Genomic DNA, 14,680 nt, shown 5'->3' on the forward strand with positions numbered 1-14,680 from the left:
TTCAGTTTCTTTAGTAAATCGGAAGTAAATAAGATACGTAGCACATATCAATATAGGTTAAACGAGATTAAGTTTTAATTATTTTCGATTGGGCTTAAATTTATGTTTTTTTCCTGATGAGTGTCAATATGTGAACAGAAAAGGAATTCCATGGTTAAGTCAATATTTACAAAAAATGAAAATATTGCTTTTTTGATAAGAAGAAAAAGACATTCAGTTTCATAAGGTTATTGGCAATATAACGTTCAATTCTTACTTGCATTTTATATTAGCCAGGAACTTTGCCCTGAGGTGTTAGGAATAGTCTTAATGTGTTGTGTAATGGACTAGTAAAAAAACAAGTTTAAATGATAAGAAATAGAATATAAAACTATAATGAGTCATAATTAAAGATGATTTGCCAATCAGTAAAGTGTTTTAATGGATTAACATGCCGCACAAAATGGTTATGGGTGTTCATTCCAATAAGTGATGAAAAATTAAACAGGTGTAAGTACGTCATCTGTCCGGTAAGCCCCCTAAGAGCCAAATTAAGTGAAGTTAAACGAAGACTGCCAGTTGTCACAGGAACGATGGCCTCTTTGCCAGGGCACTGCATTCAGTCATCTGTGCGCGTTACTCTAACTGGCACTCGAACGTCGGCGATGGGGTTACCGGTGGATCAGGCCGTTCCTGTGGCGTAAACGTTTTTATGTCAGTACCAACAGATTTACCACATTTATCATCTTAACCGTTTGAGTGTAAATGCAGGCTGCGTCGCAAAGGGAGGAAACTGAGTGGCGTGTTCAGTCTAAAAGAGAGTTGATGCCAGCATACAGGGCGCACCTGGTCAACAAGTCAACATTAATATAATGGAATATTCGGAGAGAAACGTCAGGCAGTTGACCTTAAATGAACAGGAAGATACATCCCCAGGAAAATTAATGCTGGTGTAATAAATACACCAACATTAATCCGGTCTGATTATTAATCAGACAAATATCGTTAATTCGTCGAATTTTGAATCAACGTTTTTTCTTACGACCCTGAACGGCCTTAAAACGTGGATTAGATTTACAAATCACATATAGCCGTCCTTTTCGCTTCACAATCTGACAGTCTGGATGGCGTTCTTTTGCGGTACGCAGAGAGTTAAGGACTTTCATCATGCCCCCTTTTTCGTGCTAACAAAACGACCAAAACGTTGGGTGAATCGTGCAACATTTCCTTCTGATGCCACTGTTCTCAGCTTCCCTGTATAGAACGGGTGCGATTTAGAAGAGACATCAATTGTCACGTACGGATACGTTACGCCATCCAGCTCAATCTCACGGTCTGTTTTGATAGTCGAGCCGATTTTAAAGTACTCATCAACACTGGTGTCATGGAACACCACAGTACGATACTCAGGATGGATATTGGGTTTCATCATTTTTACCTGTTATGTTATAACATAACCGTAAAGATACATGCTCATCCGGATCATTTCAACACCCAATCCCTGTGACCATTTGTGGTATGTGGAATTTCCTCAACGGGGAAGTCTGGCATTGTTAACAGCCATTGGCTGACGCTCCCATAAACGCCTGGATGAGTGATTGATGATGGTTTCGCTGAGAGTATGGATTTTTCGAGAATGGAGGTTATCTCCACTTTACTGGCCGATGATTTATCGCAGTATGATTGATTACCTGACAGCGTGTATTCCTCTCCCACGGATATAATAATTACTTACAAAAAGGGAGAGGATGCATATTTTAAATATCACTGAAGTGAACAGTTTATTGCCGTTATTAATAGAAATGGAAAAATAAATAGGCGTATTCTACAATTGCGACAAAAACAACGATATTAATCAGTTTATGACTGATTTGTTGTACTTTATTCTCTTTCATTGGTACTTCCTCGCTTTAAAAAAGAGTGCACTTCGTAAGTGCCCTTATATAAATAACGAGTTTGGTCAACCAATTTTTTGACATGTATCACAAATTTGAATAGATGTATTACATCAACTATCTTTTATTGCCCCAACGTCATTGATATATGTCGCCTGAAGTCAGTTCCGGGAATGAGTCTGATCTCAAGACAGGCCCAGTCCTGGCGTTGATTAGCGCTGAGGAGCATATCGCATCTCATCATAATGTCGTATCTCCTGGGGTGTTATACAAGATATCGTTGTTGGTGACCTGGGAGAGGAATTGAGTTCTATTAAACCGTCAACTATGCCGGATACATACTGGATTACACAGCAGGCACGCCTTATGAGAGAACGTGCCGCAGTGACGGGTTAATTATCTGAAAGAATTTGCGAGGCTGTATCGGTTACTCATTGGTTTGATAGTTTTACACTCGGGAGAGTAATAGATATTTAATCCATTAACGGAAACCAGCCAGTTCCTTTCGATGCCTGAATTTGATCCCATAGTTTATCCGGAATGGTTAATTCAGGAACAAGTTGTGGATTAAGGGTTGTTTGAATTTCATGGCTTCTACCTGATTCAGCTAAAGTCACCCATTCTGGATTTATCACCAGCCCTTTACCGATCGCAACAAGTGGCAGGCCAGTGGAAATTGCTTCTTGAGCCTGAGACGGTGTGCGTATTTTACCTGCAGCGATTACCGGCACTCTGCCTGCAATATGATTTAAAATCAATTCAATAGTTCGGGGGCCATTTGGCGACTCAACAGGGTAGCTATCGTTAATACTGACCAGCGAGGTATGTATATACGAAATACCGGATGCAATGAGCCGATCAAGGAGTTTATAAGTATCCTCTATCCGCAGCCCCCCTGTTGCAGATTCTTCAGGAGATATTCTGTAACCGATGGCAAAGGGCTTTGTCGCATATTCATAGACTACATTTTTTACTTCCTGTAATACGGCCAGCGGGAATCGCATACGTCTTTCGAGATCTCCTCCCCATCGGTCATTACGCTGGTTAAATAGAGGGGAGAAGAAATTCTGTAGAAGGAATCCGTGCGCACCATGAAGTTCAATGCCATCAAAACCTGCTTTAATCGCCCTTTTTGTGACATCTCCGAATGGGCTTTGTTGAATAAATCGAACTTTTGCTGAGTTGAAGGATCAGATCACGCATCTTCCCGACAACGCAGACCGTTCCGTGGCAAAGCAAAAGTTCAAAATCACCAACTGGCCCACCTACAATAAAGCCCTCATCAACCGTGGCTCCATAACTTTCTGGCTGGATGATGAAGCTATTCAGGCCTGGTATGAGTCGGCAACGCCTTCATCACGGGGAAGACCTCAGCGCTATTCTGATCTCGCCATCACCACCGTTCTGGTCATTAAACGCGTGTTCAGGTTGACCCTGCGGGCTGCACAGGGTTTTATTGATTCCATTTTTACACTGATGAATGTTCCGTTGCGCTGCCCGGATTACACCAGTGTCAGCAAGCGCGCAAAGTCGGTTAATGTCAGTTTCAAAACGTTCACCCGAGGTGAAATCGCGCATCTGGTGATTGATTCCACCGGGCTGAAGGTCTTTGGTGAAGGCGAATGGAAAGTCAAAAAACACGGCAAAGAACGCCGTCGTATATGGCGAAAGTTGCATCTGGCAGTTGACAGCAAAACACATGAAATCATCTGTGCAGACCTGTCGCTGAACAATGTGACGGACTCAGAAGCCTTCCCGGGTCTTATCCGGCAGACTCACAGAAAAATCAGGGCAGCATCGGCAGACGGCGCTTACGACACCCGGCTCTGTCACGATGAACTGCGGCGTAAGAAAATCAGCGCGCTTATCCCGCCCCGAAAAGGCGCGGGTTACTGGCCCGGTGAATATGCAGACCGTAACCGTGCTGTTGCGAATCAGCGGCTGACCGGGAGTAATGCGCGGTGGAAATGGACAACAGATTATAACCGTCGCTCGATAGCGGAAACGGCGATGTACCGGGTAAAACAGCTGTTCGGAGGTTCACTGACACTGCGTGACTACGATGGTCAGGTTGCAGAGGCTATGGCCCTGGTACGAGCGCTGAACAAAATGACGAAAGCAGGTATGCCTGAAAGCGTGCGTATTGCCTGAAAACACAACCCGCTACGGGGGAGACTTACCCGAAATCTGATTTATTCAACAAAGCCCTCCGAATGCTCTAATGGTTTCCTGAATTTCGTTTTCAGTCATTTCCCTGCTTTGTACCACTCTCTTCATAAAGTCACCAGATTTTACGCTTGATGCGCTGGCACTAATAACATCGTTATTTGGTACAAGCTCCGGGATGGCTTTATTACCGGCGTGGAAAATCTGCAAAATAGCCGGAGCACCGCCACTTTTGGCTGCCGCTGCTAACTTTTCAAGGCTGTTAATGAAACGGTCGTCATACGCGGCAAATTCATGAGTAAACCCAATGCCGCTTGGCGTGACATAGGTACATCCTGTTATTACTAAACCAACATTTTGTGAGCGACGTTTATAAAATTCGAGTTCTTGCTCAGAGATGGTTCCATCAGGATTCGCTGACCAGGTCGTCATAGGAGCCATAACGATACGATTACGTAGCTTTATTTTTTCTGTCAGCATAAAAGGAGAAAACAATGATGGGTGTTTATTTGTCATAACAATACCTCAAATGTTTATCTGATTTTGATGCGTATGTTTTAACTGGTTAGTTGTTGCCAGCTTTGGAACCAAGGTTTATGGCTTTATTTATAATTCCTTCAAAGGGTTTCTAATAATCTTAATAATTGAGTTGCTGCTTTTTTGTTTCTTTAATGAAATTTCTTTTTGAGTAATTTTATTATTGTTGTGTAGTCAATAAAGGATAAATGTCAGGGAGATAAGGAATCTCCCTGTAAGATTATTACAAATGTGTTTTATAAAAAGGAATTAATTTATCGAGTGCCTGTTTCACAGGTTCTGGCTTATCATACAGGTCGTAATGTGAATAACCTTCAACCACGACCAGCTCTTTATGTTTTGAGGCAGCGCGGCCAATAATTTCGCAGCCGTCACGGTAGGCACCAAATGCGCCCACTCTATCGCCCACCACAACCATTATTGGTTGAGTTAACAGGACTTCTGCAAGATGAAATGCATCCCAACCCACGGCAACAGTCTGATGTGAGAATAGCGAACGATTTACCCCATTAGGTGCACAGCCTCGTGGCGAACGATAATATTCTGTGGCTTCAAAAAGGTCTATTTCTGTTAATCCCGCTTCAAGAGCTGCATCCGGAGAAGAGGGGAGTAAATCATCTACGCGAAGTTTTGCGCCGTTAGCTTCGTCTGTTCTTTGTTGCGCCATTGCTTCGAGTGCTCCGATAGGATTAAACGCTGTAAATCCCTCACGCATAAGACGCCCGTAGTTTGCACCCGTGACAGTACCAATAGCTTTAATTCGACGTTCTGTCATTGCGGCATTAATGGCATATCCACCTCCACCACAAATACCCAGTACACCAATACGCCCGGCATCAACGTAAGGTAAGGTGGTAAGGTAATCAACGACAATGCTGAAGTCTTTTACTCGCATTGTTGGATCTTCCAGATAACGCGGTTCTCCACCGCTGCTTCCCTGAAAACTGGCATCAAAAGCAATGACGATAAAGCCAGCTTTTGCCAGGGCGGCACCATACACACTACCCGATGTTTGTTCTTTGCAGCTTCCAATTGGATGGGCGCTGATAATGGCAGGATACTTTTTTTCACTATTAAAATCGTCAGGGAAATAGATATCAGCAGCTATATCCCAGTAAGTATGTTTTATCGAAACAGTTTTCATTTCAAGCTCCGGGGAATTGCCTAAACAGATTTAAATATCATTTCTATTATCCGCAACTGGCATTCGTGTTCATGTCGAGAACGGCGTAATAGTATGACTTGTATTGGTTATCATCAATGGTCTAATATCTATCACAGTGTTAAGTTAAGGTTTACAATGATGAAAATAGAGCCTTCAATTTTGCCTTCTCTTGCCTGGTTTGCGCTGATTGTTCGTGCCGGCAGTTTTTCCAGAGCCGCTTCTGAAATGGGTATTACGCGGGCCGCATTGTCCCAGAATTTAAAATCTCTTGAGGAACGTCTTAACACCAAGCTGATATACCGTACGACCCGCAATATGTCGCTTACTGAGGAAGGACAGCGTCTGTATGAAGTGCTGGTGTCGGCTTTGGGGCAAATTGATGATGCTTTGAAAGATGTTGGTGATACCCAACTTGAACCTACAGGCCTGTTGAGAATAAATTCCTCCCGTGTTGCAGCACGGATGCTTGTTGAGCCTCATATTGGCGAGTTTCTTACTCGTTACCCCAAAACAAAGATAGAACTCATTATGGATGACGGTTTATCTAACATTATTGCGGACGGCTGTGATGTGGGCATACGTCTTGAGCAAGGACTGGATGAGCATATGACTGCCATTCCTGTTTCTCCGCTTATTAAACTGGTTACTGTGGCATCGCCAGATTATTTAAAAGAGCACGGTATTCCTGAAACGCCTCAGGAACTGAGTAACCATAATTGCCTTCGGTTGCGGCATAAAAGTAGTGGTGCACTCTCTGCATGGGAGTTTTCTAATGTTGCGGGGGGTAATGAAGAGTTCGAAATAGAGGTTTCAGGTAAGTATATTTCTAATGATGACGAAAGCATGATACGAATGGCGCTGAATGGAACGGGTATCATTCAACATCTGGATTTTGCAATCGCTGAACATATCAATGCGGGCAAGTTACAGCCGATTCTTGAGGATTGGGCTGTTTCATTTCCTGGATTTTATATTTATGTTTCATCACGGGTGAGAATGCCCTCTAAAGTTCGTGCTTTTATTGATTTTATGGTGGAGAAAAGAGTAAAACTCGAAAATTGATGATATGTGTAATTGATGGTTGCTCTGGGCGAATATCGGTAAGAGGAATAACGTAATCATTAGGACGCGTTTACATAATAAACTTTCTGATAATTAATACTTATTTTCTATACGGCCATAATATCAATTATCATTATCACCGGTAATGTGGTTAAAATAATAGCATCTATGCTCCCCCCTTCATGAGTGTCTGTGAAGAGGATGCTTCTACAAGGAAATCGCCAATGCTCAAAGAAAACTTCAACGAACTGCAAATCTTTCTTGTGGTGGCAAGAGAGCGAAGTTTTACCAAAGCAGCGGGCAAACTCGGCGTCTCTCAGTCTGCACTTAGCCATGCAATGAAGGCTCTGGAGGAAAGGCTCAACATCCGCCTCCTGACACGGACTACCCGCAGTGTGGCTCCCACAGAAGCGGGGGAGAGAATCATTGCCTGCCTTGAACCGCGTATTGACGAGCTTGAACAGGAACTGGAGTCACTTATTCAACTGAACGGCACGCCCTCCGGGAATATTCGTTTATCTGCCGGGGAACATGCCGCGCGAAGTCTGGTTTGGCCGAAGCTAAAACCTTTTCTCAGAGAGTATCCCGAAATCAATGTCGAACTGGTGGTGGATAACGGTTTTGTCGATATTGTTGAAGGCCGTTTTGATGCCGGGATACGACTGGGTGAAAATGTTGATAAAGATATGGTTGCAGTCAGGATTGGACCAGATATGCGGATGGCTGTGGTGGGAGCTCCGGCGTATTTTGCTGCAAACCCTGCGCCTGAAACGCCTCACGAGCTACAAAATCATCGCTGCATCAACATGCGTTTGCCAACTGCCGGTGGGCTTTACCACTGGGAGTTCGAGCGAGAAGGGAAACCTCTTCGCGTTAAGGTTGATGGGCAGCTGACGTGTAGTCCATTGCCAGAAAGAATTGATGCCGCGTTATCAGGGTTTGGGATCGCTTGTGTCCCTGAAGACATGGTTCAGGAGTATATAAAGTCAGGCAAGCTTATTCAGGTGTTACAGGAGTGGTGTCCAACTTTTCCCGGATATTATCTTTACTACCCCAGCCGCAAGCAGCATCCGCCAGCTTTTGCGCTGTTGATCGATGCGCTTCGCTACACCGAATAACGGGTCCTTTATCCTGGACCCGTTTGGGTATTAGCGGCCTACGCGTGCCTGATGTTCAGGCGAGTAACGTTCACCGACGATTTTAATTGTTTCCAGCGCCTCGGTTATCTGCTGCGTATCTTTCTGCGAAAGAACAATGTCAGCAGCGGCCAGGTTTTCTTCCAGCCGGTTCAGTTTAGTGGTGCCAGGGATGGGAACAATCCACGGCTTTTGTGCTAATAGCCATGCCAGTGCGATTTGTGCAGACGTTACCCCTTTCTCCGCAGCCAGTTCACCTAACAAGGTGACCAGTTTTTCATTGGCTTCAATGGCTTGTGCTGCGAAACGCGGTACGGTGCTGCGGTAATCATCTTTGCCGAAAGTGGTTCCCGGCTTAATCGCCCCTGTCAGGAAACCTTTACCTAGTGGGCTGAAGGGGACAAAACCAATTCCCAGTTCCTCCAGTAACGGCAGAATTTCCTGTTCAGGCTCACGCCACCACATGGAATATTCGCTTTGCAGGGCGGTGACAGGTTGTACCGCATGTGCACGACGAATGGTTTGTGCTCCCGCTTCCGACAGGCCGAAATGTTTGACCTTACCTTCTGCGATGAGGTCTTTCACCGTTCCTGCAACATCCTCAATAGGAACATCCGGATCAACACGGTGTTGATACAGCAGGTCAATAACATCTGTTTTCAGACGACGTAATGATCCTTCAACGGCTTCACGGATATGTTCCGGACGGCTGTTTAAAATCTGCTGCTTATTATCATCGCCGAAGGTAAAACCGAATTTAGTGGCAATTACCACGCGGTCACGAAACGGTTTTAAGGCTTCGCCGACCACTTCTTCATTCAGATACGGACCATACACTTCGGCGGTATCGAAGAAGGTGACGCCACGTTCAACCGCAGCACGAATAAGTTCGATAGCCTGACGGGTATCGGTCGCCGGGCCGTAGCCGTGGCTTAAGCCCATGCAACCGAGCCCAAGGGCGGAGACTTCGAGTCCGGATTTACCCAGATAACGTTTTTGCATTGAATGAATACCTCTTTTATCGCGGCTTAAACATCAAGTTTGCGGCCAGTCAGCCATTCCACCATTGCGGGATCGCGGTGAGAGAAGAACGCGCTGGTTGCGGTATCCAGGGCGGTAATTTGCAGCATATCTTCAGGGCTGAGTTCAAAATCGAGAATGTTGATGTTCTCTTCCATGCGTTCTTTTCGCACTGATTTTGCCAGTGAAACAATGCCTCGTTGGTAGATCCAGCGCAGAACAACCTGGCCCACGCTTTTGCCATACTTCTCGCCAATTGCCGTGAGAACAGGATGCTGGAACAGACCATTTTTCCCTTCCGCAAACGGTGCCCAGGCTTCTGGCTGAATGCCACGACTTTGCATCCAGGGAACGGCCTGTAGCTGCTGATTGAAAGGGTTAACTTCAACCTGGTTTACCGCCGGAACGACGTTATTAAAAGCGATAAGGTCTGCCAGTCGGTCAGGATGGAAGTTACTGACGCCAATAGCGCGAATTTTACCGGCCTGTTGCAGCTCTTCCATGGCACGCCAGGCTCCGTGGACATCGCCGTATGGCTGGTGAATCAAATACAGGTCAACGTAATCAAGTTGCAGTCGATTCAGAGAGCGTTCGAACTGGGCTTTGGCCCCTTCGTAACTGGTATCCTGCAACCAGAGTTTTGTGGTGACAAAGAGTTCGTTACGGGCGATACCGCTTCGTTTCAGTGCGTTCCCGACCTGGGTTTCATTTTGATAGGAGGCGGCGGTGTCAATCAGTCGATAACCGATGTTAATAGCGTCAATGACCGCTCTTTCGCATTCGGCGGCATCGGTCATCTGAAATACACCAAAGCCCAACAGGGGCATTTCAATACCGTTGTTCAGTTTTACTTTTTGCATGGTGTTATCCTTCCGTTATCGTTCATGAGAAGCATAACGTAAAGGGAAGAGCTCGATTAGACGGCAGGATTTGTCAGGGGTTATGAACGAAATTCATAAATCTGCTTGAGTGTTGCGATGAGTCGTGCAAGTTCGATATCCCTGCAATTCACAGTCTGATGAAGAAAAATGAATATCCATAAAAAATATATTGGTTTATCCTGGTGTATATACCTACTTCGACGTATTCCCAATAGCGATTAATTAAAGACAGGTCATTATTATTCACTCTTAATAATGAATTATTCACTGCCCGCAGAGTAAGAAATATAACTTAAGTATCTATTTAATAACTTGCACAAAAAGCTAAATTTTCACCAATAAATAAAAATATAATCCCGCGCCCAACCACCTGATGAGTGGCTACAGACACTGGATATATTAGGTGGCGGTGTACTTTCTTACATAAAGGTATTTCCTTTTCTGCGGAAAAGGAAATCGGGGATTTCCCGGTTTTTCTGACAAGCAGACGCCACTATTTGTGTCTGCCTATGTTCGTTAATTCGTTCATCAGGAAATTATCTCAATGTCACGTTATAAAACAGGTCATAAACAACCACGATTTCGTTATTCAGTTCTGGCCCGCTGCGTGGCGTGGGCAAATATCTCTGTTCAGGTTCTTTTTCCACTCGCTGTCACCTTTACCCCAGTAATGGCGGCACGTGCGCAGCATGCGGTTCAGCCACGGTTGAGCATGGAAAATACCACGGTAATTGCAGATAATAATGTGGAGAAAAATTTCGCGTCGTTTGCCGCAAATGCCGGGACATTTTTAAGCAGTCAGCCAGATAGCGATGCGACACGTAACTTTATTACCGGAATGGCCACCGCTAAAGCTAACCAGGAAATACAGGAGTGGCTCGGGAAATATGGTACAGCGCGCGTCAAACTGAATGTCGATAAAGATTTCTCGCTGAAGGATTCTTCGCTGGAAATGCTTTATCCGATTTATGATACGCCGACAAATATGTTGTTCACTCAGGGGGCAATACATCGTACAGACGATCGTACTCAGTCAAATATTGGTTTTGGCTGGCGTCATTTTTCAGGAAATGACTGGATGGCGGGGGTGAACACCTTTATCGACCATGATTTATCCCGTAGTCATACCCGCATTGGTGTTGGTGCGGAATACTGGCGTGATTATTTGAAATTGAGCGCCAATGGTTATATCCGGGCTTCTGGCTGGAAAAAATCGCCGGATGTTGAGGATTATCAGGAACGCCCGGCGAATGGCTGGGATATTCGTGCTGAGGGCTATTTACCCGCCTGGCCGCAGCTTGGCGCAAGCCTGATGTATGAACAGTATTATGGTGATGAAGTCGGGCTGTTTGGTAAAGATAAACGCCAGAAAGACCCGCATGCTATTTCTGCCGAGGTAACCTATACACCAGTGCCTCTTCTGACACTGAGCGCCGGGCATAAGCAGGGCAAGAGTGGTGAGAATGACACTCGCTTTGGCCTGGAAGTTAACTACCGAATTGGCGAACCTCTGGAAAAACAACTCGATACAGACAGCATTCGCGAGCGTCGAATGCTGGCAGGCAGCCGCTATGACCTGGTTGAGCGTAATAACAACATCGTTCTTGAGTACCGCAAATCTGAAGTAATCCGTATTGCTCTGCCTGAGCGGATTGAAGGTAAGGGCGGTCAGACACTTTCCCTGGGACTTGTGGTCAGCAAAGCAACTCACGGACTGAAAAATGTGCAGTGGGAAGCGCCGTCATTACTGGCTGAAGGTGGCAAAATTACCGGTCAGGGTAGTCAGTGGCAAGTAACGCTCCCGGCTTATCGTCCAGGCAAAGACAATTATTATGCGGTTTCAGCGATTGCCTACGATAACAAAGGCAATGCCTCGAAACGTGTGCAGACAGAAGTGGTTATTAGCGGAGCTGGTATGAGCGCCGATCGTACGGCGTTAACGCTTGACGGTCAGAGCCGTATTCAAATGCTTGCTAACGGTAATGAGCAAAAACCGCTGGTGCTGTCTCTGCGCGACGCCGAGGGCCAGCCAGTCACGGGCATGAAAGATCAGATTAAGACTGAACTAACCTTCAAACCGGCTGGAAATATTGTGACTCGTACCCTGAAGGCCACTAAATCACAGGCAAAGCCAACACTGGGTGAGTTCACCGAAACTGAAGCAGGGGTGTATCAGTCTGTCTTTACTACCGGAACGCAGTCAGGTGAGGCAACGATTACTGTTAGCGTTGATGACATGAGCAAAACTGTCACTGCAGAACTGCGGGCCACGATGATGGATGTGGCAAACTCCACCCTGAGCGCTAACGAGCCGTCAGGTGACGTGGTTGCTGATGGTCAGCAAGCCTACACGCTGACACTGACAGCGGTGGACTCCGAGGGTAATCCGGTGACGGGAGAAGCCAGCCGCCTGCGACTTGTTCCGCAAGACACTAATGGTGTAACCGTTGGTGCCATTTCGGAAATAAAACCAGGGGTTTACAGCGCCACGGTTTCTTCGACCCGTGCCGGAAACGTTGTTGTGCGCGCCTTCAGCGAGCAGTATCAGCTGGGCACATTACAACAAACGCTGAAGTTTGTTGCCGGGCCGCTTGATGCAGCACATTCGTCCATCACCCTGAATCCTGATAAACCGGTGGTCGGCGGTACGCTTACGGCAATCTGGTCGACAAAAGATGCCTATGACAACCCTGTGACCAGCCTCACGCCGGAAGCGCCGTCATTAGCGGGTGCCGCTGCTGTAGGTTCTACGGCATCGGGCTGGACAAATAATGGTGATGGGACGTGGACTGCGCAGATTACTCTCGGCTCTACGGCGGGTGAATTAGAAGTTATGCCGAAGCTAAATGGACAGGATGCGGCAGCAAATGCGGCAAAAGTAACCGTGGTGGCTGATGCGTTATCTTCAAACCAGTCGAAAGTCTCCGTCGCAGAAGATCACGTAAAAGCCGGCGAAAGCACAACCGTGACGCTTATTGCAAAAGATGCACATGGCAACGCTATCAGTGGTCTTTCGTTGTCGGCAAGTTTGACGGGGACCGCCTCTGAAGGGGCGACCGTTTCCAGTTGGACCGAAAAAGGTGACGGTTCCTATGTTGCTACGTTGACTACAGGCGGAAAGACGGGCGAGCTTCGCGTCATGCCTCTCTTCAACGGCCAGCCAGCAGCCACCGAAGCCGCGCAGTTGACGGTCATCGCTGGAGAGATGTCATCAGCTAACTCTACGCTTGTTGCGGACAATAAGACTCCAACGGTTAAAACGACGACGGAACTCACCTTCACCGTGAAGGATGCGTACGGGAACCCGGTCACCGGGCTGAAGCCAGATGCACCAGTGTTTAGCGGTGCCGCCAGCACGGGGAGTGAGCGTCCTTCAGCAGGAAGCTGGACAGAGAAAAGTAATGGGGTCTACGTGTCGACCTTAACGCTGGGATCTGCCGCGGGTCAGTTGTCTGTGATGCCGCGAGTGAACGGCCAAAATGCCGTTGCTCAGCCACTGGTGCTGAATGTTGCAGGTGACGCATCTAAGGCTGAGATTCGTGATATGACAGTGAAGGTTAATAACCAACTGGCTAATGGACAGTCTGCTAACCAGATAACCCTGACCGTTGTGGACAGCTATGGTAACCCGTTGCAGGGGCAAAATGTGACGCTGACCCTGCCGAAAGGTGTGACCAGCAAGACGGGGAATACAGTAACAACCAATGCGGCAGGTAAAGCGGATATTGAGTTGATATCAACCGTTGCAGGGGAACTTGAAATCGCGGCCGCGGTGAAAAACTCTCAGAAGACGGTCACGGTGAAATTCAACGCGGATGCCAGCACCGGTCAGGCAAACCTGCAGGTTGACACCGCCGTTCAAAAAGTGGCAAACGGCAAAGATGCCTTTACGCTGACGGCGACCGTTGAGGATAAAAACGGTAACCCTGTTCCAGGCACTCTGGTGACCTTTAATCTGCCCCGAGGTGTCAAGCCGCTTACTGGCGATAATGTCTGGGTGAAAGCCAACGATGAGGGGAAAGCAGAGTTGCAGGTGGTTTCCGTGACTGCCGGAACCTATGAGATCACGGCGTCGGCAGGAAATGACCAGCCTTCGGATGCGCAGACTATAACGTTTGTGGCCGATAAGGCGACCGCAACCGTCTCCGGTATTGAGGTGATTGGCAACTATGCACTGGCGGATGGCAAAGCCAAACAGACGTATAAAGTTACGGTGACTGATGCCAATAACAACCTGTTGAAAGATAGCGAGGTGACGCTGACTGCCAGCCCGGCAAATTTAGCTCTGGATCCCGATGGGACGGCGAAAACTAATGAGCAAGGGCAGGCTATTTTCACCGCCACGACCACTGTCGCAGCGAAATATACACTCACGGCGCAAGTGAGTCAGACCAACGGTCAGGTATCAACGAAAACTGCCGAATCTAAATTCGTCGCGGATGATAAAAACGCGGAGCTCACCGCATCATCTGATGTGCAATCGCTGGTGGCGGATGGGAAATCGACTGCGAAGCTGGAGGTTACCCTGTTCTCGGCAAATAACCCTGTTGGGGGGAATGTGTGGGTCGACATTGAGGCTCCGGAAGGAGTGACGGAGAAGGATTATCAATTCCTGCCGTCGAAAAATGACCATTTCGTGAGCGGAAAAATCACGCGTACATTTAGTACCAGCAAGCCTGGTGTCTATACGTTCACATTTAACGCCCTGACCTATGGCGGGTACGAAATGAAGCCAGTGACGGTGACCATAACCGCGGTGGATGCCGATACGGCAAAGGGCGAGGAGGCGATGAAGTAATATTAAGAATATGAAAGTAACATTCTAATAAACAATAATGG

General features: G+C 46.8%; 10 protein-coding genes and 3 pseudogenes. 5 read left to right on the forward strand and 8 right to left on the reverse strand.

The window, feature by feature from the left end:
• Positions 1 to 744: 744 nt before the first annotated feature.
• Positions 745 to 970, forward strand: a pseudogene (gene ykgL / locus G434_RS29335) (protein YkgL).
• Between the two features lie 34 nt (positions 971 to 1,004).
• On the opposite strand, the gene ykgO reads toward ykgL, so the two are convergent.
• The 4 genes and pseudogenes from ykgO to G434_RS0126005 form a co-directional block, all read right to left on the reverse strand.
• Positions 1,005 to 1,145, reverse strand: coding sequence for a type B 50S ribosomal protein L36 (gene ykgO, locus G434_RS04505; RefSeq protein ID WP_000866436.1), 141 nt, complete (start codon positions 1,143 to 1,145; stop codon positions 1,005 to 1,007).
• Positions 1,145 to 1,408, reverse strand: a complete 264-nt coding sequence (locus G434_RS04500; protein ID WP_000803998.1) for a type B 50S ribosomal protein L31 — start codon at positions 1,406 to 1,408, stop codon at positions 1,145 to 1,147. Before G434_RS04500 ends, ykgO begins: the two co-directional genes overlap by 1 nt.
• Before the next feature lie 364 nt (positions 1,409 to 1,772).
• Entirely contained in the window at positions 1,773 to 1,874 is a 102-nt protein-coding gene (gene ykgR / locus G434_RS31130) for a small membrane protein YkgR (RefSeq protein WP_000662257.1), read from the reverse strand.
• Positions 1,875 to 2,347: 473 nt separating this feature from the next.
• A pseudogene (locus tag G434_RS0126005) lies at positions 2,348 to 3,022 on the reverse strand (NADH:flavin oxidoreductase); the annotation flags it as partial.
• A 34-nt stretch (positions 3,023 to 3,056) separates the two neighbouring features.
• Here G434_RS0126005 and G434_RS04490 point away from each other — a divergent pair.
• A complete protein-coding gene (locus G434_RS04490) occupies positions 3,057 to 4,025 on the forward strand; it encodes an IS5 family transposase (RefSeq protein ID WP_073970534.1) in 969 nt (322 codons plus the stop codon).
• A 57-nt stretch (positions 4,026 to 4,082) separates the two neighbouring features.
• Here the strand turns inward: G434_RS04490 and G434_RS04485 are convergent.
• Positions 4,083 to 4,556, reverse strand: a pseudogene (locus G434_RS04485) (NADH:flavin oxidoreductase); the annotation flags it as partial.
• A gap of 244 nt (positions 4,557 to 4,800) precedes the next feature.
• The gene (locus G434_RS04480) at positions 4,801 to 5,721 is read right to left on the reverse strand and encodes an alpha/beta hydrolase (RefSeq protein WP_000860029.1); all 921 of its coding nucleotides are present in this window, start codon (positions 5,719 to 5,721) and stop codon (positions 4,801 to 4,803) included.
• A gap of 156 nt (positions 5,722 to 5,877) precedes the next feature.
• Here G434_RS04480 and G434_RS04475 point away from each other — a divergent pair, with 156 nt between their 5' ends.
• Together G434_RS04475 and G434_RS04470 are read left to right on the forward strand one after the other, a co-directional pair.
• Positions 5,878 to 6,804, forward strand: coding sequence for a LysR family transcriptional regulator (locus G434_RS04475; RefSeq protein ID WP_001305437.1), 927 nt, complete (start codon positions 5,878 to 5,880; stop codon positions 6,802 to 6,804).
• A 224-nt stretch (positions 6,805 to 7,028) separates the two neighbouring features.
• Positions 7,029 to 7,922, forward strand: a complete 894-nt coding sequence (locus tag G434_RS04470) for a LysR family transcriptional regulator (protein ID WP_000910713.1) — start codon at positions 7,029 to 7,031, stop codon at positions 7,920 to 7,922.
• A 30-nt stretch (positions 7,923 to 7,952) separates the two neighbouring features.
• On the opposite strand, the gene G434_RS04465 is transcribed toward G434_RS04470, so the two are convergent.
• Both G434_RS04465 and G434_RS04460 read right to left on the reverse strand, forming a co-directional pair.
• Positions 7,953 to 8,942 carry an aldo/keto reductase gene (locus tag G434_RS04465; protein ID WP_001172285.1) on the reverse strand — a complete coding sequence of 330 codons (990 nt, stop codon included), beginning with the start codon at positions 8,940 to 8,942 and terminating at the stop codon, positions 7,953 to 7,955.
• Between the two features lie 26 nt (positions 8,943 to 8,968).
• Positions 8,969 to 9,820 (reverse strand): aldo/keto reductase, encoded by an 852-nt coding sequence (locus G434_RS04460; RefSeq protein WP_001174448.1) that lies wholly within the window; start codon positions 9,818 to 9,820, stop codon positions 8,969 to 8,971.
• A 565-nt stretch (positions 9,821 to 10,385) separates the two neighbouring features.
• Here G434_RS04460 and fdeC point away from each other — a divergent pair.
• A complete protein-coding gene (gene fdeC, locus G434_RS04455) occupies positions 10,386 to 14,639 on the forward strand; it encodes an inverse autotransporter adhesin FdeC (protein WP_000092574.1) in 4,254 nt (1,417 codons plus the stop codon).
• Positions 14,640 to 14,680: the final 41 nt, after the last annotated feature.

The sequence above is a fragment of the Escherichia sp. KTE172 genome, from assembly GCF_000408845.1.
GTDB lineage: Bacteria > Pseudomonadota > Gammaproteobacteria > Enterobacterales > Enterobacteriaceae > Escherichia > Escherichia coli.

Bases quoted from the DNA above. Each gene is read 5' to 3' on its own strand.
- ykgO (WP_000866436.1), bottom strand. From the start codon at position 1,145: ATGAAAGTCCTTAACTCTCTGCGTACCGCAAAAGAACGCCATCCAGAC.
- G434_RS04500 (WP_000803998.1), bottom strand. From the start codon at position 1,408: ATGAAACCCAATATCCATCCTGAGTATCGTACTGTGGTGTTCCATGAC.
- ykgR (WP_000662257.1), bottom strand. From the start codon at position 1,874: ATGAAAGAGAATAAAGTACAACAAATCAGTCATAAACTGATTAATATC.
- G434_RS04480 (WP_000860029.1), bottom strand. From the start codon at position 5,721: ATGAAAACTGTTTCGATAAAACATACTTACTGGGATATAGCTGCTGAT.
- G434_RS04475 (WP_001305437.1), top strand. From the start codon at position 5,878: ATGATGAAAATAGAGCCTTCAATTTTGCCTTCTCTTGCCTGGTTTGCG.
- G434_RS04470 (WP_000910713.1), top strand. From the start codon at position 7,029: ATGCTCAAAGAAAACTTCAACGAACTGCAAATCTTTCTTGTGGTGGCA.
- G434_RS04465 (WP_001172285.1), bottom strand. From the start codon at position 8,942: ATGCAAAAACGTTATCTGGGTAAATCCGGACTCGAAGTCTCCGCCCTT.
- G434_RS04460 (WP_001174448.1), bottom strand. From the start codon at position 9,820: ATGCAAAAAGTAAAACTGAACAACGGTATTGAAATGCCCCTGTTGGGC.
- fdeC (WP_000092574.1), top strand. From the start codon at position 10,386: ATGTCACGTTATAAAACAGGTCATAAACAACCACGATTTCGTTATTCA.